Origin of the sequence: Muriventricola aceti (assembly GCF_025567565.1) — a bacterium.
In the GTDB taxonomy this organism is placed as follows: Bacteria; Bacillota; Clostridia; order Oscillospirales; family Oscillospiraceae; genus Lawsonibacter; species Lawsonibacter aceti.
In genome coordinates, this window is the sequence record NZ_JAOQKF010000010.1 from 102,541 (window position 1) to 127,984 (window position 25,444).

27 protein-coding genes and 1 tRNA gene are annotated in these 25,444 nt (G+C 54.5%); 9 read left to right on the top strand and 19 right to left on the bottom strand.

Annotation, left to right across the window (positions count from 1 at the left end):
- Window positions 1-104: 104 nt before the first annotated feature.
- The 6 genes from OCV64_RS11720 to OCV64_RS11745 form a co-directional block, all read right to left on the bottom strand.
- Complete coding sequence (locus tag OCV64_RS11720; RefSeq protein WP_147571372.1) at window positions 105-1,010, bottom strand: L-2-amino-thiazoline-4-carboxylic acid hydrolase; 906 nt, start codon at window positions 1,008-1,010, stop codon at window positions 105-107.
- A 16-nt stretch (window positions 1,011-1,026) separates the two neighbouring features.
- On the bottom strand, window positions 1,027-1,878 hold the full coding sequence (locus OCV64_RS11725; protein ID WP_262670129.1) for an L-2-amino-thiazoline-4-carboxylic acid hydrolase: 852 nt from the start codon (window positions 1,876-1,878) through the stop codon (window positions 1,027-1,029).
- A 207-nt stretch (window positions 1,879-2,085) separates the two neighbouring features.
- Window positions 2,086-3,474, bottom strand: a complete 1,389-nt coding sequence (locus OCV64_RS11730) for a sodium:solute symporter family protein (protein ID WP_147571374.1) — start codon at window positions 3,472-3,474, stop codon at window positions 2,086-2,088.
- A gap of 180 nt (window positions 3,475-3,654) precedes the next feature.
- A complete protein-coding gene (locus OCV64_RS11735; RefSeq protein ID WP_262670130.1) occupies window positions 3,655-4,590 on the bottom strand; it encodes a LysR family transcriptional regulator in 936 nt (311 codons plus the stop codon).
- 177 nt (window positions 4,591-4,767) lie between these two features.
- On the bottom strand, window positions 4,768-5,055 hold the full coding sequence (locus OCV64_RS11740; protein WP_262670131.1) for a hypothetical protein: 288 nt from the start codon (window positions 5,053-5,055) through the stop codon (window positions 4,768-4,770).
- Between the two features lie 630 nt (window positions 5,056-5,685).
- A complete protein-coding gene (locus OCV64_RS11745; RefSeq protein WP_147571401.1) occupies window positions 5,686-5,946 on the bottom strand; it encodes a hypothetical protein in 261 nt (86 codons plus the stop codon).
- A 30-nt stretch (window positions 5,947-5,976) separates the two neighbouring features.
- On the opposite strand from OCV64_RS11745, the gene OCV64_RS11750 reads away from it, so the two are divergent.
- Both OCV64_RS11750 and OCV64_RS11755 read left to right on the top strand, forming a co-directional pair.
- Entirely contained in the window at window positions 5,977-6,303 is a 327-nt protein-coding gene (locus OCV64_RS11750; protein ID WP_262670132.1) for a hypothetical protein, read from the top strand.
- A gap of 18 nt (window positions 6,304-6,321) precedes the next feature.
- Window positions 6,322-6,459 (top strand): hypothetical protein, encoded by a 138-nt coding sequence (locus tag OCV64_RS11755; protein WP_262670134.1) that lies wholly within the window; start codon window positions 6,322-6,324, stop codon window positions 6,457-6,459.
- Window positions 6,460-6,566: 107 nt separating this feature from the next.
- Here the strand turns inward: OCV64_RS11755 and OCV64_RS11760 are convergent, their stop codons facing one another.
- The 10 genes from OCV64_RS11760 to OCV64_RS11805 all read right to left on the bottom strand — a co-directional run bounded on the left by OCV64_RS11760 (window position 6,567) and on the right by OCV64_RS11805 (window position 15,036).
- Window positions 6,567-7,091, bottom strand: a complete 525-nt coding sequence (locus OCV64_RS11760; protein ID WP_262670135.1) for a hypothetical protein — start codon at window positions 7,089-7,091, stop codon at window positions 6,567-6,569.
- Between the two features lie 180 nt (window positions 7,092-7,271).
- Window positions 7,272-7,348, bottom strand: a tRNA-Pro gene (locus tag OCV64_RS11765).
- A 113-nt stretch (window positions 7,349-7,461) separates the two neighbouring features.
- Window positions 7,462-8,031, bottom strand: coding sequence for a peptidoglycan-binding domain-containing protein (locus OCV64_RS11770; RefSeq protein WP_147571403.1), 570 nt, complete (start codon window positions 8,029-8,031; stop codon window positions 7,462-7,464).
- Entirely contained in the window at window positions 8,028-9,275 is a 1,248-nt protein-coding gene (locus tag OCV64_RS11775; protein WP_262670136.1) for a peptidoglycan-binding protein, read from the bottom strand. The genes OCV64_RS11770 and OCV64_RS11775 overlap by 4 nt, the downstream gene beginning before the upstream one ends.
- A gap of 9 nt (window positions 9,276-9,284) precedes the next feature.
- Window positions 9,285-9,680 carry a spore cortex-lytic protein gene (locus OCV64_RS11780; protein ID WP_147571405.1) on the bottom strand — a complete coding sequence of 132 codons (396 nt, stop codon included), beginning with the start codon at window positions 9,678-9,680 and terminating at the stop codon, window positions 9,285-9,287.
- 131 nt (window positions 9,681-9,811) lie between these two features.
- Complete coding sequence (locus tag OCV64_RS11785; protein WP_317246517.1) at window positions 9,812-10,813, bottom strand: NAD(P)H-dependent glycerol-3-phosphate dehydrogenase; 1,002 nt, start codon at window positions 10,811-10,813, stop codon at window positions 9,812-9,814.
- A 136-nt stretch (window positions 10,814-10,949) separates the two neighbouring features.
- Window positions 10,950-11,639, bottom strand: coding sequence for a glycerol-3-phosphate acyltransferase (locus OCV64_RS11790; RefSeq protein ID WP_262670137.1), 690 nt, complete (start codon window positions 11,637-11,639; stop codon window positions 10,950-10,952).
- 2 nt (window positions 11,640-11,641) lie between these two features.
- Entirely contained in the window at window positions 11,642-12,967 is a 1,326-nt protein-coding gene (gene der, locus OCV64_RS11795; protein ID WP_186851989.1) for a ribosome biogenesis GTPase Der, read from the bottom strand.
- Between the two features lie 172 nt (window positions 12,968-13,139).
- Window positions 13,140-14,522 (bottom strand): DUF512 domain-containing protein, encoded by a 1,383-nt coding sequence (locus tag OCV64_RS11800; protein WP_262670138.1) that lies wholly within the window; start codon window positions 14,520-14,522, stop codon window positions 13,140-13,142.
- Between the two features lie 79 nt (window positions 14,523-14,601).
- On the bottom strand, window positions 14,602-15,036 hold the full coding sequence (locus tag OCV64_RS11805) for a DUF5655 domain-containing protein (RefSeq protein ID WP_262670139.1): 435 nt from the start codon (window positions 15,034-15,036) through the stop codon (window positions 14,602-14,604).
- A gap of 124 nt (window positions 15,037-15,160) precedes the next feature.
- Between OCV64_RS11805 and OCV64_RS11810 the strand changes: the two genes are divergently transcribed.
- Window positions 15,161-16,489, top strand: a complete 1,329-nt coding sequence (locus tag OCV64_RS11810) for a sodium-dependent transporter (protein WP_147571411.1) — start codon at window positions 15,161-15,163, stop codon at window positions 16,487-16,489.
- Window positions 16,490-16,584: 95 nt separating this feature from the next.
- Here the strand turns inward: OCV64_RS11810 and OCV64_RS11815 are convergent, their stop codons facing one another.
- Complete coding sequence (locus tag OCV64_RS11815; protein WP_262670140.1) at window positions 16,585-16,755, bottom strand: hypothetical protein; 171 nt, start codon at window positions 16,753-16,755, stop codon at window positions 16,585-16,587.
- A gap of 227 nt (window positions 16,756-16,982) precedes the next feature.
- Here OCV64_RS11815 and OCV64_RS11820 point away from each other — a divergent pair, with 227 nt between their 5' ends.
- The 3 genes from OCV64_RS11820 (at window position 16,983) to OCV64_RS11830 (ending at window position 20,917) form a co-directional block, all read left to right on the top strand.
- Window positions 16,983-18,131, top strand: a complete 1,149-nt coding sequence (locus OCV64_RS11820; RefSeq protein WP_317246518.1) for an alanyl-tRNA editing protein — start codon at window positions 16,983-16,985, stop codon at window positions 18,129-18,131.
- A gap of 9 nt (window positions 18,132-18,140) precedes the next feature.
- A complete protein-coding gene (locus OCV64_RS11825) occupies window positions 18,141-19,469 on the top strand; it encodes a putative ABC transporter permease (RefSeq protein WP_147571412.1) in 1,329 nt (442 codons plus the stop codon).
- A 131-nt stretch (window positions 19,470-19,600) separates the two neighbouring features.
- Complete coding sequence (locus OCV64_RS11830) at window positions 19,601-20,917, top strand: helix-turn-helix domain-containing protein (RefSeq protein WP_262670142.1); 1,317 nt, start codon at window positions 19,601-19,603, stop codon at window positions 20,915-20,917.
- Between the two features lie 36 nt (window positions 20,918-20,953).
- On the opposite strand, the gene OCV64_RS11835 is transcribed toward OCV64_RS11830, so the two are convergent.
- Together OCV64_RS11835 and OCV64_RS11840 are read right to left on the bottom strand one after the other, a co-directional pair.
- Window positions 20,954-22,630: a hypothetical protein gene (locus OCV64_RS11835; RefSeq protein WP_262670143.1), complete on the bottom strand. Its 1,677-nt coding sequence runs from the start codon at window positions 22,628-22,630 to the stop codon at window positions 20,954-20,956.
- The gene (locus OCV64_RS11840; protein ID WP_186851982.1) at window positions 22,627-23,184 is read right to left on the bottom strand and encodes an RNA polymerase sigma factor; all 558 of its coding nucleotides are present in this window, start codon (window positions 23,182-23,184) and stop codon (window positions 22,627-22,629) included. The genes OCV64_RS11835 and OCV64_RS11840 overlap by 4 nt, the downstream gene beginning before the upstream one ends.
- 237 nt (window positions 23,185-23,421) lie before the next feature.
- Here OCV64_RS11840 and OCV64_RS11845 point away from each other — a divergent pair, with 237 nt between their 5' ends.
- From OCV64_RS11845 to hslO, 3 genes are read left to right on the top strand one after another with little or no spacing between them, the layout of a single operon-like run.
- Window positions 23,422-23,715 carry a YerC/YecD family TrpR-related protein gene (locus OCV64_RS11845; RefSeq protein ID WP_147571416.1) on the top strand — a complete coding sequence of 98 codons (294 nt, stop codon included), beginning with the start codon at window positions 23,422-23,424 and terminating at the stop codon, window positions 23,713-23,715.
- Window positions 23,715-24,467: a class I SAM-dependent DNA methyltransferase gene (locus OCV64_RS11850; RefSeq protein ID WP_262670144.1), complete on the top strand. Its 753-nt coding sequence runs from the start codon at window positions 23,715-23,717 to the stop codon at window positions 24,465-24,467. The genes OCV64_RS11845 and OCV64_RS11850 overlap by 1 nt, the downstream gene beginning before the upstream one ends.
- A gap of 5 nt (window positions 24,468-24,472) precedes the next feature.
- Complete coding sequence (hslO, locus tag OCV64_RS11855) at window positions 24,473-25,351, top strand: Hsp33 family molecular chaperone HslO (RefSeq protein ID WP_147571418.1); 879 nt, start codon at window positions 24,473-24,475, stop codon at window positions 25,349-25,351.
- Window positions 25,352-25,444: the final 93 nt, after the last annotated feature.

A 25,444-nucleotide genomic window follows, 5' to 3' on the forward strand; every position in this document is an offset into this window, starting at 1 on the left:
TAAGAAAATAAGAGCATCCGTGCAGAGGAATCAGAAAAAACTTATCTCCGCACGGATGCTCGTCATGGTCTCCCGATTCTAATCATCTTCACGCTGGTTGTATGTTAATTGCATTGGGGGGCGAGTCCTAGCTCTTGGAATAGCGGTTGGTAAAAGAAACAGTCCATAGCTTCTTTCAGCCCATTTTTTCCATAAATATCCCACATAGGCTCCTTAGAAGAATCTGCTTCCAGCGGGTAATTTCTGGAAAAGAAATCAATTGTGAGCGGTTGGCCTTGCTCTTTTGCAGACTGTTTCAACCGTTCCGCTGCATCTTTTTCCATATTTTGTAAGCCCTCACGTATGGCATCCATAGCCTGCTCTCCCAGTTGTGCAAGTGCTGTAGTGGCAATATGAGAATAGAGTTTAATGAATAGCGTACCAAATCCGGCCTTTCCATATGCCTGCTTCAGTTCACTCGTAGGTCCGGTATAACAGGGATCATACTCCTCAAAGCAAACAGGCTTTAAGTCTTCCGGGAGATTCTCTGGGCGCAGAATGACATTGAATGCACAATACTCATCTTCGGGTTGAGTCTGTGTTTTGGCGAGGTTTACCTTTGAATAGCCATATGCATAATGACTATAACTAGCATTATGAAACTCTTCACAATAAATCCTTCCAAGTTCAAGTACGCCATATCGCTTCCAAATATCAGCCATAGGGCAAAACAGCGTATGAGATACCCTCTCCTGTGCATTCAGAGTCTGCAGTTCCCGACGAAAGCGGGGATCAGGCGGCAAATCGGGTCCTACTGCAAACAAACTGTGCATATTGATTTTCACGTTGGCTTTCAGATGCCTTTCCCGCAAGCTTTCTGCCCGATCGCGACCAAATTTTCGCGTTCCTTCTCTCAGTGCTCGCTCTCCCTCCACGCCAAACTGTGCCAACAGCGGACCAGCTAAAAAAGAGTACAGCAATGTGTAACTATCGGCTAAGTTCATGATTTCCATTTCTTCTCGCGTATACATAGACCTGCCCTCATTTCTACAGCGCAAAAGTCGCTTGGATTTGTTCTACTACATTAATCCAAAAAATTTCCTTTTCTGCGTCTTCTAAAAAAGAAGTTGCACTGGTAAAAGTTTTTTGGTTGTAGGGCATTGGAAGAAACGCATTCATAAATACCGTGTCAAGCGCCCACCCCGCACGGTTCGCCTGGTCTGGAACGGCACATATTATGTCTTTTGCAAATGCCCTAAGTCCGCGGGCTAAAGCGGCAACCCCATCCACTCCCTGATTCTTTACATTTTGATAAAAGGCATCATAAAGATGAAGGAGGTTGCGTCCGGTGCTCCACGCCGGCGATGCCTCTGTCCCATTTTCGAATGCTTCCTGTTGCTGGGGCGTCATGTTAGCTGTTCGGTAATAAAATGCCAGCACACAACGATTATCTCTAGGACAAGTCAAAGAATTGGATACATTGGCCTGTCCTTTCCCTGATGTGTAGCCCTGAATAAGCGCATGGGCATATTCTTCGCAATACAATGACCCGGCAAACGTCTCATCCAGCGCTGACCACTGTTTTGCCAGGGGACAACTGTATACCTCTTGTAACTGTGCTTGTTTTGTATCTCGGAGAGTCACCCGGTAAAATCTAGGGTCCGCTCCGCAGCAGGGCTCTTCAGCAAACAGGTTTTTCAGGTTAATAGATATGCCAGCCTCTACCTGATGCCGCCGGATCCGCTCTCCCTTTTCCTGAGCATACTGCACAACAGACTGCCGCACAAGACGTTCTCCCTTTACCCCTCCCCAATGTATCAGTGACGAGGACAGGTAGGCATACAACTTTCCAAAGCAGTTAAACTGAAATTGTGCTTTGATTTCCTCTTGCGTATTCATGTTCAAACTCCTTTTGTGTCCACAATTACTCACTCTTGATAACATCTATACAAATCGGTTTTCCGCTAAATCCAGCATTATTTTCCCCTATCTTTTTTCTTCTCGTCAAAAAAGATCCAAATCATCCAAACCATAAAGAAAATAAGCGCAAAAATGTGCAAATAAATCAAAATTTCCATACAATTTTCTCCTTTCCACTCTTACCCATCACAGGCTCTTCACTGTCGCCTTAGGATCAAGAAGAGTAATCAGGGAAAACACTATAAAGTTAGCCAGTGTCCCAACCGCGGCTCCCGGCAAACCCAAGAAGGTAATCCCTGTTACCTCAAATACCACCGCTGTCACAGAACCAACGACCATAGCACAATTTGCGGCCAAGGCAGACTTTTTACAGTTATTAAAGAACAAGGCATACAGCATGGGAATGAAACATCCACCAACATAGGCCGCAGAAGCCAAGTTCCAGATACTCATAATACTCTGCATCCAAATGGCAACAACCAAACCGCCTAATCCCAATACCAGTGTGGTGCGCTTGGTAATCTTCAGCATTTTCTGATCATCGCACTCCGGGTTAATCACATTTTTATAAATATCGTTGGAATAATTGGTTGCAGCAACCAACAAATAGGAGTCTGATGTAGACAGAATGGCGGCCAATAATGCCGCAAAAACCAGTCCCCGTAGGACAGGGGGCAGTTCATACAGAAGCAGGCTGGAAAATGCTGCATCCGGCTTAATGTTAGGAATCAAAATATAGGCGCAGGTACCCAGCAGTAGGATTACCATATAAAAGGTATGCAAAGGAATCAGGGAAAGCAAAGTGCCTTTTTTGGCCGTTTTTGCGTCCTTACAGGCAAAAAATCTCTGATATCGGTTTCCATCAATTAGCGTGGTTAAAGATGTCGTAAAAATCAAACGTATAATGGCGGTGATATCATTGGGAACAGTTAGGTGACTTTGGGGAACAGCAGCGACAATCCCTTCCCAGCCCCCTACATTCTCAAAGCAGAGCCATGCAGCAAACGCAACGCCGAATCCCATAATAATGAATTGGACATAATCCGTTACCGCTACGCCCCAAAAGCCACTAAAATAAGTAAAGAGGAGAATGACGACTGTGCTGATGATAGCTCCGTAAACAAAAGGAATTCCAGTGACAACATTGATTACAGTACCAAAGGTCACAGTCTGCATGGCAGGACCAGTTCCCATCAGATACAGGAAACTGCACAATCCACCATATGCCTGTGCCGGTTTTCCGTACATCCGACCTAATACATCTGGCGCAGTAAATCCACCAAAGTTGCGAAGCTTCGTTGCCAAAAATAATCCTGTCACAATTGTGGCAATGTAAATCGCAATCATGGAGGGAAGGATAGTCAAACCTGACTCATATACATTTCCCACCCAACCATTAAGCACACCTCCGCCAATAGCAGTTGCCAAATAGGTTCCCATAAAGATGGAAATACCTAGCTTGCGGTCTGCTACCATGTAGTCTGCAGATGACTTAGTTTTCTCTTTACATTTAAGGCCCACTAATACGACGCTAACCAAATAAACCAGGATTACAATATAATCAATTCCACTCATCTGTTCCTCTCACTCCTTCTTGTAATAATCGCCTTGAATCTAAAGGTGCGGCCACATCCTTTTATGTGAATATTATATAATCTCTCCGCCTTTTACAGGTAGTATGAAAAAGCGACAACTGTTTAATAAAAAAGGAGAAGCTCAAGGCAGCTTCTCCTTTTTTAAACTAAGGAATATAATTTATGTCTCAGACCCGGGAAAGTATTCCTTCAAACCACGAACAAATTCTTTAGCGATGTCTGACAAAATATAGTCCTGGTGCTTCATCCAGCCAATTTCTGAGCGAATATTACAGTTTTCTAAACGGAGCGTTCTACGATTAGTGGCTGTTTCTGGTGAGGATTGATAAATATTATCACTATAAATAGAGTTTAAATAGTAGCCATGTGTTGTATTCAGGTGTTCAAAAATAGCTGATCGGGATGTTGTAGCAATCCGCTGCCGCGCACGTGGAATTCCCAATTTTCGGAAGATATCAGAGTATGGTCCGGATGCCTGTCCTGAATAAAGAATAACAGGATACCCTGCTAAAGCATCAGGAGAAACACTGCTTTGTTCTTGATGAAACAAAGGATTCGAACGCCCCACAGTAATACCAACTTCTAAGCTGGCCAGAGAATAGAATTGTATCTTTTGGGCTTTAAACTTCTGTTCTTCAGCAGGCAAATAGCAGCTCCAAGTACGATATACTCCTATCTCCGCAATCCTATCTGCCACCAAAGTAGGAACATCAGGTTCATACTCTTCATACTGCTGGATACATACACATTCATTTTTATACTTTTCCAGCAGCTTCCCACATAGAGCAGACACAAAAGGGAAACCCATACTTGCTACAGAAAAGCAAACTTCATTACGCTTGTTTTCTTCAAAAAACATATCCAATTGATCTAACTGAATTTGCAGGGGTTTTAGATATGCTACAACGCGATGTCCAAAGGGTGTTAACTTAACACCTTTAGGCGTTCTAATAAATATTTCATTTCCTAATTCCCTCTCCAAATTTTGAATTGCATTTGACAAAGCTGAGTGTGGGATAAACAAATTTTGTGCTGCTTTATTAATTGAAGATGTTTTTGCAATCTCTAATATATATTTCAGTTGTGCAATAGTCATTTTCTCCGCACTCCTCACATGAACATTCGTTAATATATACTTCACTTTTCTACAGCACATAAAGTTTAAATTAAATTTACATGATTATAGGCAGCTTGTCCATACTAAATAGTAGATTCATCTTCAGGTGGATGTAATGTTCAACATAGGAAGGTCTGTAAGGAATTGATAGGGATTTTATGGAACTGTTCCTGCTTGGATACATCTCTCTGAAGCGATTTGTAATGCGAAGAACGATTTAATTTCAGAATTCCGCATAGTTCCGCAATTGGATATTTCTTTTCGTGATGGATCACCTGAATAACAAGATATTCTCTTTCCTGCCAGACTCGGCTCAACCTCTTTTCCTCCCCTTTCCAGCTCCTTCTTTTCCCGCTCTGCGATTTCTTGATAGCTCTTTCCTTCCGCCAGACAAGCTCTAACAATTTCGACCCATTCGTCCAACATTGTATCCCGTTTGGCCATTTGAATCCCTCCGGCTTTTAAGAGGTCTTTGAATTTTCTATGGTCATTATAGCATTTGATCTATCCGCAGGGAACAGAGGGGCTTACAATTTTGTATTTCAAGCATAGATTCGTATAACTAATGTCCCCGTTCAGATATTCCTTTACTGCCTGTAGTTTTACCTGTACTGGATATTTTTTGTTCTTTTACATAGGATATAGCCCCTCTCCCCTGTACATCTCATACAGTCGCATTCAATTAATTTGAGAGACAATACACTTTCGATACACAGTAGCTATTGCTTTCTCCTCGCATAATATTTTCAACTACTCAAATTTTCTTTTCTACTGGCAGTTTCCCCTTATGCGGCCCCCTTTCGCTCTACTTTTTTACTTGTCTACTTTATTGGGCGTATATCACCGTGAGATTTATTTTTAATGTACCAGGGCCCCGCCGTATGGTGGGGCCCTGACTGTTCGACCCTGTTTCTGCTACGGCACCATTGTGCGAGGTTAGGTGGATGCGTACCTCTCACAGAAGGAAACGCCCTCACCGCTGGAGTGGTTTGGCACAGCGGTGTGTGGGGAGGTTTTTCTCCTTTTTGGGAGTGGGCAATAACTTGTGAATTTTTAGCCGGATGTTGGGGGCCTCTACTTCAATCCGGGCGCATATCCGTAACTCCCACCTGTACGTTTGGATTGATTGATGGATTGAACGCAGAGAGAGGGTTTCGTTTTGGAGCTCTCGCCGCTTTTGGCGGTAGAGTCCTTTCCGCTGGCCGGAAGGTCTCTCTCTATTTCCCCCTGTATCGCCCCGGTCAGTGTGTGCAACCCCTCCCAGATGCCCACTTTGTACTTCATCAGCAGCTTGGCCTGCACCACGTAGCGGTCAAATTTAATAACCTCCGCCATATTATACCGCCGTTTCTTGGGTGGGGCCGTATGCTTTCGCAGTTTACCCAGCAGATACAGGCAACGGAACTGCTGGCGCAGATTGAAAGTAGGCTCGCCACTATAGCGTGGCTGGGGCGGGCCTTTGGTGTCCACCTCATTCTTGCCACCCAGCGCCCACATGCCAACATCATCCCAGGACAAATCAAGAATAACCTGGACTTCCGTGTGTGCGGCAGAGCGGACAATGTACTCTCTCAGATCATTCTGGACAACACCAGCGCCGCCGATCAGATCCCCAAGGACGCAAGGGGCCGTTTCATCACCGGGAACGGCACTGTATTCCAGGGCTATTTGTTTGACGAGGGTCAGCTTTAAGACTGGGGGGCGGCTCCTGTGGCAAGGAAAAAGAAGTTCAACCACTACGGTACCGGGATACCCTATCACGAGGTGGAAGCCCTGGCCCGTGTCCTGCTCCCGGAGATACAGGCGTTTTTCGAGAGCGAGGAAGGACAGCGGGAGTTTGCCGAGTAGAAAGCACAACAGGGGAAGGACAAAAAGAAACAGAACTAATACATAAGGCGGGAACATCTGAAATGATGTTCCCGCCTTTTCTCAACGCCTCGACAAACTGGAATTTGTCAAAGAGGATCGTTCCAGTATTCCACGATATTTCCGTTCACATCATAAAAAGTAATGGTACCAGCATTTATAGGCAAGACAATCGCAAAAGGTTTATTGCTATCAATATAAATCCCCTGAATGGAGTTACCATCATCTATTTGTAGTTGTGTTACCTGCTGCTGATTCATAGAAATAAATGCTCGTTCTTTATATTCCTCTACTGTGAACTCTACAATTTCCCTTTCAACTCCTGAAAGGCTCCCACCGCCACGAAAGAAATATCCAAAGGAGAGCCCTGGACGATTAACATAGACAGAAAAAGTGTGGTCACTCATATCCTGGGGATAAGAAATATACGCAGCCATTGTGCCGGAAACATTTCCCTCGACTGTCCAATCATCCTTAATCTTCTGCGACGAACGAATATCCGCTTCTAAATTGGTTGAAGCCACCCCAATATCATTGTTGACATAGAGAAATCCAACAAACAAAATGCAAACGAGAACAACCCCCAGCGTTATCTTTAGAAAAACTTTTTTCATATAATAACCCACCCCTGCAACTTCCGATTTGTTCTATAAAAATATGATAACAGCAGGGAAAATAAAAAGCAAGGGCAGGAATGTTTCTCCTGCCCTTGCTTGTCATATTACATTGTCGAAAGAAATGATAAATCCGAACACATTACCCGCCTGGATAATGTAGTTCGGATCATCATTGTTTGGTCCGAGTGCCGAGATTCGAACTCGGGGCCTCTTGAACCCCATTCAAGCGCGATACCAAACTTCGCCACACCCGGAAAGAGCTGCCAGAATTTTCATCAGTCAGACAGCTTGTATATATTAGCATACCGGAGAAAAAAAAGCAAGCCCCTTTTTCAACTTTTTTCATTTTATTTTTTGGGCAGGGAGCTCACCCCCTGCCCTGATAGCGGCTGCTGTCCTGCTGTTTTCTCTCTTTGACCACAAACATCTCGTACAGGCGGCCCAGCAATTCCCAGGTCTGCCGGTCCATGATCCCGCTCTCCTCTAGCCCCGCCGCCCTCTGGAGCCAGCGGGTATTGGCCACCGAAGCAGGCCCATGAAGCCCGTCTGCCTGATCTGCCGTAATCCCATCGAAATATCGGGCCAGTATTCGGAGCATCGCCTGTGGAATGATTAGGAACTCCTGCTCATTTCCTGGATAGACCCGGGCTTCCTGTCCGGGGAACAGGCGCACCGGCCGGGGCTCTGCCAGCTTCCGCTCGAGAAGGATCCACCGCTCCCGGATGTCGTTCCAAGTTTCCTCGTCCACCATGCCGGTCACTGGAGGATGGAGCTCCCGTTGAAAGAGCATCACCGCCTCCAGAGTCCGTTCGCCAAACACACCATCCGCCACAATCTCAGGCAGGAAGGGATATTGCAGCGACAGCCTCCGCAGCATATACTGCAGACTTCTGACCGGCTGTGCCAGCAATTCCCGCTCCAGTTCATCTCGTGTCATACCAACACCTCTCCTCTCCGGTCCGTCTGGCCAAACCGCACAGTTTCCCCTGGAAATTGCCCGACCCGTGGGGTGTCGGCATAGCTGCTGGCATCCGAGCCTACATTGATAACCGAGACCGGCATAATCTCAGTGGCTGTTCTGGGGAAACGGACCATATCCCGGCGCATGAACTGGTCCGCCAGAGCAAAGTGGCCATAGATGGAGTTCCAAGTGACCTCCCCAACCACCCCATCAATCGTAAGCCCAACCAGGCCCTGGTATTGCCGGACAGCCTGGGTTGTGTTGTGTCCAAAGTCCCCGTCTACCTCGATGGGCAGCAACGCCTCGTCGAACTGCGCCATCACGGCCAGCATATATTGCAGGACTCGGACCTCAGGACCAGTATCCCCCTCCCGCAGAGTCCCAGGGAACTGGAACTCGATCCCATAAAAGGTCTGGCCCTCGCTGATAAGTTCAGCCAGTTTGGTGACACCCACATAGAGAGAGACCATTTTATACCAGGTTGCCTTTCCCACGATTCCGTCCGCGGTTAGATTGAATATCCGCTGGAATTTTCTGACGGCCTCCTCTGTCTTCTCATTAAAAGCGCCGGTAACCGGCCTAATTTTGGGAATCGCGGGATAATTTTGCGAGATGCGGTTAATCATGGTCTGGATCGCTACGACCTCCTCCCCCGCTGACCCCAACCGCAGGGGGTAGCCGGGATAGGAGCGAGTCATATCCTGGATCGGCGCTTCCACCACCAGCTCGATATCGTCGCCGTAGTAGCGGTAGAGGATCTCCATAGAGTTTGCTCCCTGCTTCGCCATGTCCTGGCTGCCCCATTGGGACAGTCCGTCGCAGGTGCTGGTGGTCCCATTGCAAAATTTGGCGGCCAAAGGCTCTACAAACCCCCGACGGCGGATATAGTCGTTAAAGATCTCATCCACTACCCGGCTGATGCTGTCAAAGAAGTTGCGCCCCCGGATGAATTTCTGGTCGTACTGGGTGGTGGAGGTAATATCAAACTCATAGCCCCGGCTACGGTAGTACTCCGTGTACACCCGGTTGAGAGCAAAGGAGATGATTGCCAACACATTGGCCCGGATGGCCGACAGCTCCCAGGTAGGGTATATCTCGCTGGAGGCCACATTTTTCACATAGTCCGGGAAGCTGACCGTAATGTTTTCCGCCCACTGGCTGGGCAGCCCCAGATGGACCGTAATGTTGGTTGGGATATAAGGAGTGATGATGACCGGCATTGTTCCACCTCACAGGCTCTGGGCGGTGATCTCCCGCTGGTCCCTTACCTGGAGGCTGGACTGGCCCTCGGCCAGCGGAATCAGCTCCATGTCCTGGGTCGTTTCCACCCCTGGGAATATCTGGACTCCATCTACCTGGAGCATAGCGTATCCGGGATGCTCCGCCCACACGCTGCATATGGCAAATGGAACGGGGCCATCTGTATGCGGGGCGGTACTCTCTCCCAGCAGCGGAGTCGATATCTGGAGCGGAAGAATGGCTCCGCTGCTGTCCGTGACCTGGAGGGAGAGCAGCTCCCGCCTGCCCCCCTTCCCCTCATGGGTGACCACCACGGTGGCTCCGCTAATTGGAATCTGTGCCCGCGAGGTATAAACCCTGATAATCAATGTACCAATATCGTCCATATGCGCCCTCCTGTCCGCGGGTTCTGCCCGCTTCTGTTTTCCCCATACTATGTCGGCGTACAGGTTGTTGTGCTTCGGGGTGGTAAAAAAAGCCGCCTGTTATAAAAACAGGCGGCTTTTAGCTTTTGATCTTAGCTCCAGCTCTCATCCAGTTCGGACCGCTTGGCGCGGCCCATCAGGTCCGTGATGACCGCGTGGACATCTCGGCCCTGGTAGAGCACCTCATAGGCGGCTTGGGCAATCGGCATCTCCACTCCGGCCTTTTCCGCCAGGGCCTGGGCATTAGCAGCAGCGTAGTAGCCCTCCACCACGGCGCCCACCTCCTGCATGGCCTCATGAATCTCTTTGCCCTGGCCCAACAGGATACCGCACCGGCGGTTCCTGGAGTGCATGGAGGTACAGGTGACGATGAGATCGCCTACGCCAGCCAGGCCGGTAAACGTCTCCTTTCTGCCCCCCAGGGCCACGCCCAGCCGGGCCATCTCGGCCAGTCCCCTTGTCATAAGCAGGGCCTTGGTGTTGTCCCCATAGCCCATCCCGTCACAGCAGCCAGCGCACAGGGCGATGACGTTCTTCAGGGCGGCGCAGATCTCGGTGCCCACCTTATCGTCGCTGGTATAGACACGGAAGCGGGAGTTCATGAACAGGTCCTGGACCTTTTGGGCTACAGACAGCTCGTCCGCCGCCGCCACCACGCCGGTAGGAATACGGCGCCCCACCTCCTCTGCGTGGGAGGGGCCAGACAGCACTACCACAGGGCATTTACCCTGAAGCTCCTCTTCGATGACCTGGCTTAGGCGGAGCGAGGTATCCTTTTCAATTCCCTTGGACACTGATACAACAATGGTCCCTGGGTCCACCAGCTCCCGCAACTGGGCTGCGGTGGTTCGAACAGCGAAGGAGGGCGTCGCCAGCACCACCAGACCACATCCCTTGACCGAGGATAGGTCGGTGGTCAGTTTCAGTTCCTCCGGCAGAGGCACTCCCTTGAGCATGGGGTTCTCATGGGTGTCCCGCATCCGGTTAGACTCCTCCTGGTGATAAGACCAGAGAGTGACATCGTTTCCGTTTTCCAGTAACAGCAGGGCCAGGGCAGTCCCCCAGGCGCCGCTGCCTACTACGGTGATCTTCATCAGAGTTTACCTCCCAATGTAATATTGTAGGGGCCAGTGTCCACGACGGCCCTCCAGTTCACGGTCTCATTTCGTAGGGGCACAGCACGATGCGCCCCCGGGCGGGCAGCTCCATGGGGCCGCCCCCGCGGTCATATCATTTCTTTTTACGCAGAGAAAACTTATTTTCCGTTCCGGAGAGCAGCCGCTTGATATTGGCCCGGTGCATATAGACCACCAGCCCGCCGAGCAGCAGCCCCAACAGGGTGATGACCCAGTCTTGGTAAACAAACCAAGTGGCCACAGGGAAGGAGGCCCCAGCCCACACCGAACCCAGGGACACATATCGAGTGAGGACGGCCAGGATGAGAAAGCCGCCCCACACGACCAGAGCGATCCGCCAGTCGATCATGATGGCGATGGTTCCTCCGGACAGGATGCCCTTACCCCCCTTGAAGTGGAACATACAGGGAAACATATGGCCCAACAGGCAGAACAGGCCCGCCCAATACTTGAACAGGACTACATAATAGGCGGCCGTAGCACCATCCAAAGGGAAGTCCGGCATGATGCGCGGGTCATATCCGCCGCCAATTTTAACCGCGATCAGAATGGCCACCACTGCCTTTAGCACATCGGTGAGAATAACCACAAAGGTCAATGGGCCGCCGAAGGTACGGTAGAAATTGGTCAGCCCCGCGTTGCCGCTTCCGTGGTTTCGCACGTCGTCCCGCAGGATATATTTGGATACGATCACCGCCCCGTTGAAGCAGCCGCAGAAATAAGAGATGACTGCCACGATCCAAAAATCCATCCGAGTGAGGAAAAATAAAATTGCGGAGCCCATTATCACTCCTCCTTATCGCTGCGCTGCCGCACGGTCAGCCGGACAGGGGTGCCCTCCAGGCCGAAGGTGGAGCGGATCTGATTTTCCAGATATCGCTGATAGGAGAAGTGGAACAGCCGGGCGTCGTTGCAGAAGCAGACGAAGTGGGGCGGACGGATGCCCACCTGTGTCATATAATAGATCTTCAACCTCCGCCCCTTGTCTGTGGGAGGCTGGACCCGGGCGGTGGCGTCGGCCAGGACCGAGTTGAGCATTCCAGTAGTGATGCGCATGGCGGACTGGTCGTTGACATAGTTAATAAGCTCAAAGAGCCGGTCCACCCGCTGGCCGGTCAATGCGGAAATAAAGACAATAGGGGCGTAGGTCATATAAGACAGGTCCCGCATGACCTCCTGGCGCATCTTGTCCATGGTCTTGCCGTCCTTCTCGATGGCGTCCCACTTGTTGACCACAATAATGCACGCCTTACCCGCCTCGTGGGCCAGTCCGGCCACCTTGGTATCCTGCTCAGTGACTCCCTCTTGGGCGTCGATCATGATCAGGCACACATCGCTGCGCTCGATGGCCATGGTGGAGCGCAGAACGGAGAACTTCTCGATCCGGTCATCCACCCTGGACTTCTTCCGCATCCCGGCGGTGTCGATAAAGAGATATTTTCCGTGCTGGTTCTCAAACGCGCTGTCCACAGCATCCCGGGTGGTGCCTGCCACGTTGGATACAATGACCCGCTCCTCTCCCAAAATGCGGTTGACCAGAGAGGATTTTCCCACGTTGGGCTTTCCGATAACTGCCACCTTGATGACGTCGTCGTCCTCCTCCTCGTCCTCCTCCTCGGGGAAGAACTGGAAGCAGGCGTCCAGCAGATCGCCGGTGCCGTGGCCATGGAGGGCGGACACGGCAATGGGATCGCCCAGCCCAAGGTTATAAAATTCATAGATATCCGGGTTCTCCCGCCCGGTCTGGTCTGCCTTATTGACTGCCAAGATCACCGGCTTGCCCGATCGGAGGAGCATATTGGCCACCTCCTGATCGGAGGCGGTCATTCCGGTCTTGATGTCGCACACAAAGACAATGACCGTGGCGGTGGAGATGGCGATCTCCGCCTGCTCCCGCATGAAGGCCAGGATCTGGTCGTCGGTGCCCGGCTCGATGCCGCCGGTATCCACAATATCAAAGGTGCGATTTCTCCACTCACACTGGGCGTACAGCCGGTCCCGGGTGACGCCGGGGGTGTCCTCCACGATAGACAGCCGCTGGCCGCACAACTTGTTAAAGAGCATGGACTTACCGACATTTGGTCTGCCTACAATAGCAACAAGAGGTTTCATGTAATCATCCTTTCATATGCCCTTATCAAAGCCCAGCAAAGCGGGTTTGATGTGGGGAGGAGGCGCAAGAGAATGCAGCAAAAAATGCCCAGACGTCGTTATGGGAGAAGCGGCCTTCGCGGCGGCGAGGGGCGGCCTGAAATATGCCGGTCTTTCCACATTCGGCTCCCCGCTATACTCTTTGATTGTATTGATAGTATTCTGTTTCTTCCTGGCTCTGGCGTTGGGCCATAGGGGTAATCTCCAGTCCGCAGATTGCGTCGCACAGCTCATAGCCGTCCTGCTCCACTGCCGTCACAGGAACACCAAGTTCCCGCTCCACATCGTCCACCGACACGTCGTCCAGAAAGACCCGCTCCCCGGAGCGGAGCATATTGGCCGGGATCAGCAGGCGCTCTCCCAGCTCCCGCCCCTTGAGCTGATGGATCAGATCGCCTCCGGTGACCAGTCCGGCCACCGTGATGGTCTCTCCAAAGAAGTGGTTGACGATGGGATAGACCCTGCCCTCTATTGTACCACATTTCTCCCTGGCCTGGGAAATCAATCTCTCCAAATATGGGGCGGCGGACACCCCGGTGGCGATGGAAAACGGGGTGGCGCCCGCCATCTCCTCCGGCTCCATCAGGTCCAGCGCCCGGCCAAACTCCCGGGAGAGCAGGGTGAGCATCCCCACCCCGTTGTCCAGCTGGGTAAACTCCTCAAAATACTCCTCCGGCGGGAGCTCCCGGCCAGCCAGGAGATAAAACTCATCCGAGCACCACGCCAGCCTGGTCCCCGCCCTCTCCAGATGGTGGGCGGCAAAGCCCTCCACCTGGTCGATGACCACTCCGGCGGTCTCTGTGTTGTAAATGGACAGGGGATACAGCCCCTCCCGGTATTTCGTCACGCCTACGGGGACCACCGAGATGCTGTTCACCGCCGGATACATCCCCGCCAAGTCATGCAATGTCTTATCCAGAGCGGGGCCGTCGTTGATGCCGGGGCAGGATACGATCTGGCAGTTCATGGTGATGTGGTTTTGGGCAAACCGCTCCATGATATCGATGCTCTCCCCCGCCCGCCGGTTCTTCAGCATCTCCGCCCGGAGCGCCCGGTCTGTGGTGTGGACGGACACGTTGATGGGGGAGATCCGCAGGTCGATAATCCGCTGCACCTCCCGAGGGGACAGGTTCGTTAAGGTGAGGTAATTGCCCATCAGGAAGGACAGCCGGGCATCGTCGTCCTTAAAATAGAGAGAGGGTCGCATCCCAGGGGGCATCTGGTCCACAAAGCAGAAGATACAGTTGTTGGCACAGGAGCGGGCCCGGTCCATCAGATAGGTCTCAAATTCCAGCCCCAGGTCCTCCCCCTCCCCCTTGCGGATCCGCAGGGTGCGGGTGGAGCCGTCTCGCTCCCGGAGGGTCACTTCCAGCCTGGGATCATAGCTGTAAAATTTATAGTCCAGCACGTCCACGATCATGTGGCCGTTGATGTGGGTCAGCGTTTCGCCCACCCGGATACCCGCCCGGTGGGCCGGACTTCTAGGGTCTACTGACTTCACAGCCGTCATGCTCATGGATGCTCACCTTCCTTATGGGGTCTATCGTAGGGCGTTCGAATCATTTTACAATAGGTTGCCCGGTATTGCAAGATTTTCAGCTCTTTCTCCGCCGCCTGCGCCCGGAAAATTCCTTGGACAGATAGAGCCAGCCCATTAGCTCCTCATCCAGCTCGCCAAGATCGGCCACCGAGGTGTGGTGGGTCCAGCGGTTGGGGTAGGGCTCTGTCGAGTAGGGAATGCGGGGGCTTTCCACCTGAAATTCCAGAAAAAAAGACAGCCCCACATAGATCCGCCCGTCCGGCCTTTTCCACCGGGGCAGCCATAGGGCGGCGAAAGAGCCTGGGCCTTTCCAGGTGATCTGGCTCTTCTGTACCACCACTTCAAAGTCACCCAGCCTATCCCGGACAGCCCTCTCAATCTCCAAATAGAGGAGCAGCAACTCAGGCTGTTTCATAAAAAACAGGTCCACCGAGAGGTCGTTCACCGCTCCATCCTCCGTTCTCTCAATTTGGGCACCTTTTACTTCCATCCTATCCCAATCCCTCCCCTCTGTCAACGAAAATTCACCCCTTTGTTTTTTTCCTATAATATGGTATGCTTACATCTGCGCAGGACCTTCCCTGTCAAAAAGAGAGAGGCGTGATCGAACATCCATGAAACATGAGAAGAAACGAGATTCCTGGGGCTCTAAGTGGGGCTTCATTCTGGCCTGTATCGGCTCCGCGGTCGGCATGGGCAACATCTGGCTCTTTCCGGCTCGGGTGTCAAAATACGGCGGAGCCACCTTCCTGATCCCCTATCTGATCTTTGTGGTTATCATCGGCTCCACCGGCGTCATCGGGGAGATGGCCTTCGGCCGGGCCACCCGGTCCGGTCCTGTCCACGCCTTTGGCGAGGCCACCAAGCTGCGCTTCGGCACCGATAAGCCTGGCAAGCTACTGGGCCTTATCCCGGTCCTGGGATCCCTGGCCCTGGCCATCGGTTACTCTGTGGTCACCGGCTGGATCTTCAAGTACACCGCCCAGTCCATCACCGGCGCTCTGTCCGCCCTGGACGGAGTAGACGCCTTCAGCGCCAATTTTGGCGCCACCGCCTCTGGAAACCTGGGCTGGCAGATCGCCGGCATGGCGGTCACCATCGCCATCATGGCCTTCGGCGTGGGACGAGGCATCGAGAAGGCCAATAAAGTCATGACGCCCCTGTTCTTTCTACTGTTTATCGGTCTGGCCGTCTACCTGGTCACTCTGCCCGGCTCCTCCGCCGGCTATCAGTACATCTTCGTCCTCCGCCCTGAAGGGCTCCTGGACCCCTGGGTATGGGTCTATGCCCTGGGCCAGGCATTTTTCTCCTTGTCCATTGCCGGCAATGGAACACTGATCTACGGCTCCTACTTGAGCCCTGACTCCGACATCCCCTCTGACGCCAAGATGGTGGCCCTCTTTGACACCTGTGCCGCCCTGTTGGCCGCTCTGGTCATCATTCCCGCAATGGCGGTGGCGGGCCAGCAGCTCAACGAGAGCGGTCCGGGCCTAATGTTCATCTACCTCCCCAATGTGATCCGCGGAATCCCCGGCGGGCCAGTCATCCTGGTGGTATTCTTTGTCGCGGTGGTTTTCGCTGCTCTGACCTCTCTGGTCAATCTGTTTGAGGCCCCCACCGCCACCCTCCAGGAGCTGTTCCACCTGCCAAGGCCCGCTGCCGTCGGCATCATCGGGGCCATCGGCATTGGAGTGGGCCTGCTCATCGCCCCTATCGTCTCCCAGTGGATGGACGTGTGCTCCATCTATATCTGCCCCATCGGCGCCCTGCTGGCCGCGGTCATGTTCTTCTGGATATGCGGCAAGGACTATGTACTCAAGCAGGTAAACCTGGCCCGCCACAAGCCTCTTGGGTCCTGGTTCTATCCAATGGCAAAATATCTGTTCTGCGGCGTTACCCTGCTGGTTCTGGTTTTGGGGGCTGTCTTCGGCAGTATTGGTTGAACGCTCTCCCCACTCACAAATACAGAGAGCCGGAACACAGGCTTGTGTCCCGGCTCTCTGACCAAATGGGGAAAACAAATGTGGAGGCCGCTTCTTTAACGAGCAGCAGTCTTACTCCTGTCCCAGGAATATGCCTTTACAGACTTCTTATGGGCGGCAGACCGGACTATCCTAGATACCAGCTTCACGGACAGAGCCAGAACAGACGCTACTAAAATAACGATAGCGGCAATCACCAGTCGAAGCAACATATAATCAGCTATCATAACGACTCACCTCTGTACTTTATTATCCGAATCCTGCCCTTTCGGATGAGCCTATCCTATTCCATTTCATAAAAAAATGGGATTAAGCAAAATGCCGCCGCATTAAATCCGCATTAAACTTTCCTGCCGCCCACCTGAAATCATATTCTCAAACGAAACATCTTTCCAATTTGCCTTTCCACCCCCAGTGTGCTATGATACAAAAAATATAGAGAGAGGACATGACCATGGAAAAGCTCTACGAACAAGACCCATTTCTGACCCGATTCTCCGCCCATGTAGAGTCCTGCATACAGGGCAAGCGAGGCTATGACGTAATACTGGACCAGACCGCTTTCTACCCCGAGGGGGGCGGTCAGCCCTATGACCTGGGCGTCCTTGGGCCGGTCCAGGTATTGGAGGTCCACGAGCGTGAGGGCCGGGTAGTCCACACCTGTGACGGCCCTTTGGAGCCCGGCGCTCAGGTGGAGGGGCAGATCGACTGGGAACGCCGCTTCGATTTGATGCAGCACCACTCCGGCGAGCATATCGTGTCCGGCATCGCCCACGCTAAGTGGGGGTGCGACAATGTTGGTTTTCATATGGGGAACGACTTCATTACCATCGATTTAAACGTACTGCTGGACGGAGACCAGCTCCAGGAGCTGGAGGAGGCGGCCAACCGCTATATCTGGGAAGACCACCCCATCTCCATCACCTTCCCTTCTCCGGAACAGCTGGCAACACTGGAATACCGGAGCAAAAAGGCGCTGACTGGCCGGGTAAGAATCGTTTCTTTCCCCGGCGCTGATACCTGCGCCTGCTGCGGCACCCATGTGGCCTCCTCCGGCCAGGTGGGCTTTGTGAAGCTCCTGTCCGTTCAGAAGTTTCGTGAGGGGGTACGCATCGAACTGGTGTGCGGCAGTCGGGCCTTGCGTTATGTAAACAGTATTTTAGCGCAGAACCACCAGGTGTCTACCCTTCTGTCTGCCAAGGCCTTTGAAACTGGGGCAGCGGTCCAGCGGCTGACCGAGGAGAACGCCGCTCTGAAGTCCCGGCTTCTATCCATGGAGGAGGATCGCTTTGCTTCCCTGGCCCGTCAGCTCACTGGGGCAGGAGATGTGCTTCTCTTTGAGGAGGGCCTGACCCCTGATAGTCTGCGCCGCCTGTGCGACGCCGTCCTCCAGACTTGTGGCGGGCGGTGCGCCTGCTTCTCCGGCGTGGATGGTCAGGGCTACAAGTACGCCGTTGGCCAACTGGAGGGCGACCTGCGTACCTTTGCCAAGGAGATGAACCAAAGCCTCAACGGCCGTGGGGGCGGCAAGCCCGGCTTTGTCCAGGGCTCGGTCCAGGCGGATCATGGGGCTATCCAGGCATTCTTTTCCGCCGCTGGATAAGGAGTTTCTATGGAATATACAGTATATCAGCTTCTCTGGTTCTTTCTGGCCTACTCCTTTTTGGGGTGGCTGGGTGAAACCGCTCTGGCGGCCGCCAAACGGCGGCGGCTTATCAATCGGGGTTTTTTGAATGTCCCCTTCTCCCCGGTTTACGGCCTGGCGGCTGTGTTGTTCGCCATCTTTCTGCCCGAACTGAAAAATACGCCCTTTTTTCTCTTTCTCTTTGGCCTGATTATTGCCACCGGCCTTGAACTGTTCACCGGCATCCTACTGGAACATCTCTCCGGCCAGAAGTGGTGGGACTACTCCAGATACCGCTTTCAATTCGAGGGTCACATCTGTTTGGGATACTCCCTTCTCTGGGGCGGGATGGCCCTTTTGTGCCTCTATTTTGGCAACCCCCTGCTGGTCAGGCTGGCCGGACTGATTCCCCGCTCTGTCGGTCAGCTCATCCTGCTGGTCCTGTTCTGTCTGCTGGCCGGCGACCTGCTTACCTCTCTGGCCGCCCTGCTCCAGCTCAATACCAGTCTGAAGGAGCCCAGTGAGCTCTCCCTCCGGCTCCGTCGTCTCACCGACCATCTGGATAACGCCGTCACCCGGTATATCCAGCGCCGTATGGCCAGGGCCTACGGCCTACGGCGGGAGCGGCTGGAGGAACAGGCCCGCCGCAGAGCCGCCAAAAAAGGAACGTCCGGAGTCTTTGCCCAGGGCTGCTGCTTTTACAAGCTGTTGTGGCTGTTTTTGATCGGCGCCTTTCTGGGCGACATGATTGAAACCATCTTCTGCCGTATCACGGCCGGGGTGTGGATGAGCCGAAGCAGCGTGGTCTACGGCCCCTTCTCCATTGTCTGGGGGCTGGGGGCCGTCCTGCTCACCGCTGTTCTGTACAAGTACCGGCACAAGAGCGACAGCTACGTCTTTCTTGTTGGAACCGTGGTGGGCGGCGTCTATGAGTATCTCTGCTCCGTTTTTACCGAGTTGGTCTTCGGCACGGTGTTTTGGGATTACAGCCACCTGCCCTTCAATCTGGGCGGACGCATCAATCTGTTATACTGTTTTTTCTGGGGCATCGCCGCTGTCGTGTGGCTCAAGTCCATCTACCCCCGGCTCTCCCAGTGGATCGAGCGGCTCCCTCTCCGGATCGGCCGGGTCCTCTCCTGGGTCCTCATCCTCTTTATGGTGGTCAACATCGCCGTGTCCTGTCTGGCCATGGGACGGTACACCCAGCGTCAGACTATGGACGCTCCGCCCGACACCGCGCTGGGACAGCTTCTGGACCGCCGTTTCCCAGACAGCCGCATGGAGCGCATCTATCCCAATGCTATTTTGGTGGACTGAGGTCCTCTAAACTCCTTGCGCCCCAATGGATTCCGGAGAATGTAAACCGCTGGTTAGCAGGATTCAAACCGCGAGGAGGTGGTCTTTTTCTCCCCTTTTTGCTAGGGTGAATGCAAAGGAGGCCGATGACCGTGACGACCGGACAACGTATCGCCGCCAAGCGCCGGGAGCTGGATCTGTCCCAGGAGGGGCTGGGCGAGGCTCTCGGCGTATCCCGACAGTCTATTTATAAATGGGAATCTGATTCCAGTCTGCCCGATGTGGACAAACTGGTGGCTCTCAGCCGCCTGTTCCATGTATCCGTCGGCTGGCTGCTCGGTGTGGAGGAGGACCAGGAGGAGCGCATCTCCAACGATCTTTCCCCTGCCCAGTTGAAACTGGTCGAGGAGATCCTGTCCCGCTATCAGCAGTCCAGCCAGCTCACCGCGGAACAGCAGGAGCGGGTGTCGGAATTGGTGGAGCAGAAGGTTCGGGAAAGCCGCTCCCCCCGCCACAGGCGCTTGCGTTACGGCGCCGCCTGTCTGGCCCTGCTGCTTGTCCTTCTGGCCGGGCGCTCCCTATTCGCCCGGTTGAAGGAGCTGGACCGCCAATACACCGACCTGGCCAATTCCGTGGGCAATATTACCTACTCGGTCAATAGTCAAATCGGCTCCATTACCAGCAGGGTGGAGGAGATCCTGAAATCCCAGAACAGTCTGGTGGCCGACTACGCTACCAATATCCAGTCGGCCGACCTGGCGTCCAATACTGTCACCTTTTCGGTCCGTGTGGTGCCCAAGACCTATACTGAGGGGCTGGAGATCCTTCTCCATGCTGATACCGGGGATGGGTTGGTGGACGTTCCCGCCGTTCCTGGACCGGGGCAGGAGTTCTCCGGCCAGATCACCTGCCCTCTGACAGACAGCATCACCTTATCCGCGGTCCTGGTGGACCAGGGAACACGCCAGACTCAACTACTGGGTAACTATTCCTCTCTCTACGGCAGCAGTCTACCAGTGGTAGATATCTCTCTTTTGGAGAGTGCCCTGTTAAATATTCCCCGTGGAGAGGACGGCCTGTTCCATGTGAGAGAGAATTATGGCTTCCTCACAGGGCTGTCCGCCTCCGTCTCTGCGGTCAACGAGGATATTGGTCAATCCCAGGTCAAGCAGGTCCAGCTCGGACTGTTCCGAAACCGAGCACTGCTCTTTTGGCTGGAGCCATGTAGCCGTCCAGACAATCATCACGGCTTTGAGGAGGCGGAGCAGTGGTTCCACCTTCCCTCCGTGGAGCTGGATCTCCAGGAGGGGGATGAACTGGTCTTCGCCGCCCTGGTCACCGACCAGTACGGCCGGCAGATAGTCACCCCCTCTCTCCCCGCTTCCCGAGTAGAGGGGGATGAGATCACCTGGTTCAGCACCAGCTTTGACTTCCCCAGCGAGCCGGACGGCTGGGGGCTTGCGGGATAAAAAGACAGCGGACTGGTCACAGTCCGCTGTCTTTTCCTATTCCTCTGTCTCCACCCGCCGGACCGCCAGATAGTAGTGCTCCTCCTCCGGATTCAGCTCCACGGTCCGTATCCCGCTCTCCGGCTCAAACCCAAAGTTTTGCCGAACGATCTCGATCTGCTCCCGGTCCTCCAGAACGGCGCTCTGGCCGGTAAAGGTGAGGGCGGAGCCCAGCCTGGTCACCAGGTCATAGCCGTATACGCCCTCGTTTTCGGTGTGGGCACAATAGAAATCGAAGCTGGCATTCTTGACCAGTTGGGCAGTCACTTCCACTGTCCCGCCAGCGGGGATAGTCACTTCCCCCTCCAGATAACATACACGGTCTGCCACTTCAAAGTCCACCTCTTCCAGCCAGCCGGTTTCATACCGCTCCGCCGGGTCCTCTGACAGCAGGCCGTAGCTCATCAGATAGCCGCACAGCAGGCCGTAGTACATCTCAAAGTCCACCGTGGCCTGGACGGGGTGGCGCAGGCCCCACAGGTCCTCGCTCCACCGCTCCATATCCGTCTCATAGAGCAGGGCGGCCACCTCCCGAAGGGCGGTATCCAGATCTCTCTCATACCGCTGGATATCCACCCCGGCCTCTATCTTTTTGTCCGTGTCCCAGCCCCCGGTGTTATAGCCCTGGGTGGTCATATTGGCCACGTCGTCCCCCAGGACAATTAAATAATAGGGTCGGTCGTGATCCCGTTCCCATTCCTGAGGAATGGAGAAGCTCTGGCCCATGATCCCCGCCTCCCGGTCGTAGAAGCCGCCATGGAAGCCGTAGGAGAGAACAGTGGTCCTGTCATAGTCCAGCTCGAACTCCACCCGGAGGGTGGGGTTTGGAAGGTCGGCCTTCTCGTCCTGCTCCGGCCCCCAGGGATCGGTGAATCGATAGACCGTCACCGGCACGCCTGTCAGGTCCGGGTAATCCCCCAGGGCTCCCTCCAGATAGGAGCCGTCGGACAGAAGATCCCGGTACGCCTCCCAGGAGTCCAGCCCCCGCAGGTTCAGCCGCTCCCCATCTGTCTGTCCCTCGGTGTCCTGAAAGCCGCCGGAGTATCCGCCGGGGTGAAGGACAGTTTCCAGTTCTTCGCCGTCCGCAGACAGGGTTGGCATCCGCTTCGTCAGGTCCCTCAGGGAGCTGACAAAGGGGTAGAGCACCTGGACCCTCTGCTCCTGGTCGGAGTGATTGGTCAGTACATAGCGGTCGCGGATCAGAAGATCCGTGGACCGGCTGGAGTAACCCCCATCGGGGAAGCTCTCCCGGAGATCACTTAGGATCTTATCGTAGCTCTCCTCCCCCCAGGCCGCTTCTTCGGCGGCCATCTCCTCATTAGAGATCCACCGGGGCACCCAGGGTTGAAAGTCCAGAGTAATCTCCCGCTGGGCGGTGACAGCCCCGTTTTCCTCCGCCAAGGTCAGGGGAAACACCGGGCCTGCATAGGACATGAAATTGGTCACCCCGTCCGCTCCGCTCCCGCCCAGGCCGTTGTTGGATGAGCTCCCCCCCATCCGGGGCAGATACCACACTGCCGCCCCCGCCACCAGGCACAGACAGGCGGCCAGGGCGGTCCACCGCCTCCAACGGGGGGCGGGCCGCTTTCCGGCCGGTCTCCGGGCCGCCTCATCTACCTTCTGGTCTGAAATGTCGCTCAGAGATTGAAAGATCCTCTCACTCTTGTCACTCACAGCACTACCCCCTCTCGCTCCAGATACCGCTTCAGACCCGTCCGCAGGCGGAGCAGCCGCTGGCTCACCCGGTTTGGGGACCAGCCCAGCTGACCGGACAGCTCATCCAGCCGCTGTCCGTACCAGTACCGGCGGACAAACAGAACTCTGTCCTCTCTCGGCAGACCGTCCAGCCAGCGGTCAATGGTCCGGGAGAGCTCCCGCGCCTCTGTCTCCTCCTCGGCGCTGGGGACGGCTGGCACACAGTCCTCCAGCTCCAGTACCAGCGCCTCCAGCCCTTCTCCCCGCTTCTGGCTCTTCCGGGCCCGCCAGCGATCGATGGACAAATTGCGGACCAATCGGACCAGATAGGCCCGCAGGGAGGCAGGCCGCTGGGGAGGCATGGTATTCCAAGCCCGGTGCCAGGTGTCGTTGACACACTCCTCCGCGTCCTCCCGGCTGGCCAGGATATTGTGGGACAGAGAGCGGCACAGCGTGCCGTATTTTTCGTCGGTGGCCGCAATGGCCCCCTCGTCCCGGGCCCAATACAGCTGGATGATGTCTGTGTCCTCCACGGCCGCACCTCCTTCCAAAATCCTATTCATCCTTCTAGACGTAAAAGAACGCGCGATATGACATCGGATTGATTTTTTATTTTATCATGGGCCGGTGAAAAAAGCTACGAGGGGCGGACCTCAGGTGCCGGTCCTCTGGCTGTATTTTTTTGTTTACTTTCACATGGTAGCCTGTTAAAATATAGAAGTATGGAGATATCCCCCACCCTTGGAATCATCGGGAGAAAGGAGCCTGTTATGTCAAAATTTTTGGATAAAGAGGCCAGCGATACCCTATATCGCGCCATTTTGACCCTGAAGGACGAGGACGAGTGCCGCCGCTTTCTCCAGGACCTGTGTACCGTGTCCGAGCTGAAGGCCATGGAGCAGCGGATGGAAGTGGCCATGCTGCTGGATGAGGGCCTGATTTACAGCGACATTCTGGAAAAGACTGGGGCCTCCAGCGCCACCATCAGCCGGGTGAACCGGTGCCTCCACTACGGGGCAGAGGGCTATCAGCGGGTCATCCCCCGCCTGAAGGAGCGGCGGTGATGAACAGCTACCGCTTTCTGGCCGGCTGCTATGACCAGCTGACCTATGATGTCCGCTATCCCGCCTGGGCCGACTATATCGAAAAGCACTTCCGCCGCCAGCCCCTGCCAGGCAGGACGGTGCTGGACCTGGCCTGCGGCACGGGCTCCCTCACCCGGGAGCTGGCCTTGCGGGGCTATGAGATGATCGGAGTGGACCAGTCGCCGGAGATGCTGGCCGAGGCGGCGGAGAAAAACCGGGGCGCCGCCCCCATTGAGCCCATCTTCCTGTGCCAGCCCATGGAGAGGCTGGACCTGTACGGCACCATCGACGCCTGTGTGTGTTGCCTGGACAGCGTCAACTATGTTACCGACCCGAAAAAGCTCCAGCGGGCCTTTGAGCGGGTCCACCTGTTTCTCATGCCTGGGGGTCTGTTTCTCTTTGACGTAAACACGGTGGAAAAGCTGGAGGGGCTGGATGGTCAGGTCTTTTTGGATGAAACCGAGGACGCCTACTGCGTCTGGCGGGCGGAGTACTCCCGGCGCGGCCGCATCTGTTCCTATTTCATGGATATTTTCCAGTTGGACGAAAGGACCGGCCAGTGGGAGCGGGGGGAGGAGCTCCACCGGGAGCGGGCCTACACCACGGAGGAGCTGACGGCCATGCTCCGGCAGGCGGGTTTTTCCCAAATCAGGATATTCGGAGAATTGAAAATGCGTCCCCCCGTGGACGGGGAACAGCGCGTTTTTTTCACCGCGAGAAAGGACAAGTAATACCTATGCGCGACGAAATCGTAAGAGCAATAACCGGCGACGGCCTGGTCAAAGCTGTCGCTGTCACTGGACGGGACGTGGTGGAGCGGGCTCGAAACATCCACAAGCTGCTGCCCATGTCCACCGCCGCCCTGGGGCGGGCTCTGCTGGGGGCCTCTATGATGGGCGACATGCTCAAGGAGGAGCAGGGCTCCCTCACCCTTCAAATCAAAGGGGGCGGCCCCCTGGGCACCATTTTGGCGGTGTCCGACTATGAGGGCAACGTCCGGGGCTATGTCCAGCACCCCCAGGTGGACCTGATGGAGAAGTACCGGGGCAAGCTGGACGTGGGGGCCGCGGTGGGAACCGACGGCACCCTTACCGTCATCAAAGACATCGGACTGAAGGAGCCCTATGTGGGGTCTATCGGTCTGTTTTCCGGTGAGATCGCTGACGACTTGGCCATGTACTTTGTGGAGAGCGAGCAGATCCCAACCGCCTGTGCCCTGGGTGTACTGGTAGGGTTGGACCAGTCTGTCACCGCTGCCGGCGGCTATCTCATCCAGCTTCTGCCTGGCGCCGACGAGGAGATGATATCCAAGATAGAGGCCGGGGTCCATGCCATGGGCTCGGTCAGCCACGCTCTAGCCGATGGACTGGACGGCGAGGGATTGCTGAAAGCGGTACTGAAGGACTTTGAGCTGGAGATCCTGGAGAAGCATCCGGTGGAGTACCGGTGCTACTGCTCCCGAGACCGGGTGACCCGCGCCCTCATCAGCATGGGGCGGCAAGAGCTGTCCGGACTGATCGCCGAGCAGGGCCAGGCGGAGCTGTCCTGCCAGTTTTGCGACAAAGTGTACCGCTACTCCAGGGAGGAACTGGAGGACATTTTGGCCAATATGTGAGCATCAGGGCTGGCCCAGGCGGGTCAGCCCTGATCTTCTCTTTTCGTAAACAGCTTGTGAGGCTCCAGGACTCTGTTTTAATTTTAGAAGATG

Excerpts from the sequence above, each read along its gene's own strand:
- OCV64_RS11720 (WP_147571372.1), bottom strand. The coding sequence starts at position 1,010 with ATGTATACGCGAGAAGAAATGGAAATCATGAACTTAGCCGATAGTTAC.
- OCV64_RS11725 (WP_262670129.1), bottom strand. The coding sequence starts at position 1,878 with ATGAATACGCAAGAGGAAATCAAAGCACAATTTCAGTTTAACTGCTTT.
- OCV64_RS11730 (WP_147571374.1), bottom strand. The coding sequence starts at position 3,474 with ATGAGTGGAATTGATTATATTGTAATCCTGGTTTATTTGGTTAGCGTC.
- OCV64_RS11735 (WP_262670130.1), bottom strand. The coding sequence starts at position 4,590 with ATGACTATTGCACAACTGAAATATATATTAGAGATTGCAAAAACATCT.
- OCV64_RS11740 (WP_262670131.1), bottom strand. The coding sequence starts at position 5,055 with ATGGCCAAACGGGATACAATGTTGGACGAATGGGTCGAAATTGTTAGA.
- OCV64_RS11745 (WP_147571401.1), bottom strand. The coding sequence starts at position 5,946 with ATGGCGGAGGTTATTAAATTTGACCGCTACGTGGTGCAGGCCAAGCTG.
- OCV64_RS11750 (WP_262670132.1), top strand. The coding sequence starts at position 5,977 with ATGCTTTCGCAGTTTACCCAGCAGATACAGGCAACGGAACTGCTGGCG.
- OCV64_RS11760 (WP_262670135.1), bottom strand. The coding sequence starts at position 7,091 with ATGAAAAAAGTTTTTCTAAAGATAACGCTGGGGGTTGTTCTCGTTTGC.
- OCV64_RS11770 (WP_147571403.1), bottom strand. The coding sequence starts at position 8,031 with ATGACACGAGATGAACTGGAGCGGGAATTGCTGGCACAGCCGGTCAGA.
- OCV64_RS11775 (WP_262670136.1), bottom strand. The coding sequence starts at position 9,275 with ATGCCGGTCATCATCACTCCTTATATCCCAACCAACATTACGGTCCAT.
- OCV64_RS11780 (WP_147571405.1), bottom strand. The coding sequence starts at position 9,680 with ATGGACGATATTGGTACATTGATTATCAGGGTTTATACCTCGCGGGCA.
- OCV64_RS11785 (WP_317246517.1), bottom strand. The coding sequence starts at position 10,813 with ATGAAGATCACCGTAGTAGGCAGCGGCGCCTGGGGGACTGCCCTGGCC.
- OCV64_RS11790 (WP_262670137.1), bottom strand. The coding sequence starts at position 11,639 with ATGGGCTCCGCAATTTTATTTTTCCTCACTCGGATGGATTTTTGGATC.
- der (WP_186851989.1), bottom strand. The coding sequence starts at position 12,967 with ATGAAACCTCTTGTTGCTATTGTAGGCAGACCAAATGTCGGTAAGTCC.
- OCV64_RS11800 (WP_262670138.1), bottom strand. The coding sequence starts at position 14,522 with ATGAGCATGACGGCTGTGAAGTCAGTAGACCCTAGAAGTCCGGCCCAC.
- OCV64_RS11805 (WP_262670139.1), bottom strand. The coding sequence starts at position 15,036 with ATGGAAGTAAAAGGTGCCCAAATTGAGAGAACGGAGGATGGAGCGGTG.
- OCV64_RS11810 (WP_147571411.1), top strand. The coding sequence starts at position 15,161 with ATGAAACATGAGAAGAAACGAGATTCCTGGGGCTCTAAGTGGGGCTTC.
- OCV64_RS11815 (WP_262670140.1), bottom strand. The coding sequence starts at position 16,755 with ATGATAGCTGATTATATGTTGCTTCGACTGGTGATTGCCGCTATCGTT.
- OCV64_RS11820 (WP_317246518.1), top strand. The coding sequence starts at position 16,983 with ATGGAAAAGCTCTACGAACAAGACCCATTTCTGACCCGATTCTCCGCC.
- OCV64_RS11825 (WP_147571412.1), top strand. The coding sequence starts at position 18,141 with ATGGAATATACAGTATATCAGCTTCTCTGGTTCTTTCTGGCCTACTCC.
- OCV64_RS11845 (WP_147571416.1), top strand. The coding sequence starts at position 23,422 with ATGTCAAAATTTTTGGATAAAGAGGCCAGCGATACCCTATATCGCGCC.
- OCV64_RS11850 (WP_262670144.1), top strand. The coding sequence starts at position 23,715 with ATGAACAGCTACCGCTTTCTGGCCGGCTGCTATGACCAGCTGACCTAT.
- hslO (WP_147571418.1), top strand. The coding sequence starts at position 24,473 with ATGCGCGACGAAATCGTAAGAGCAATAACCGGCGACGGCCTGGTCAAA.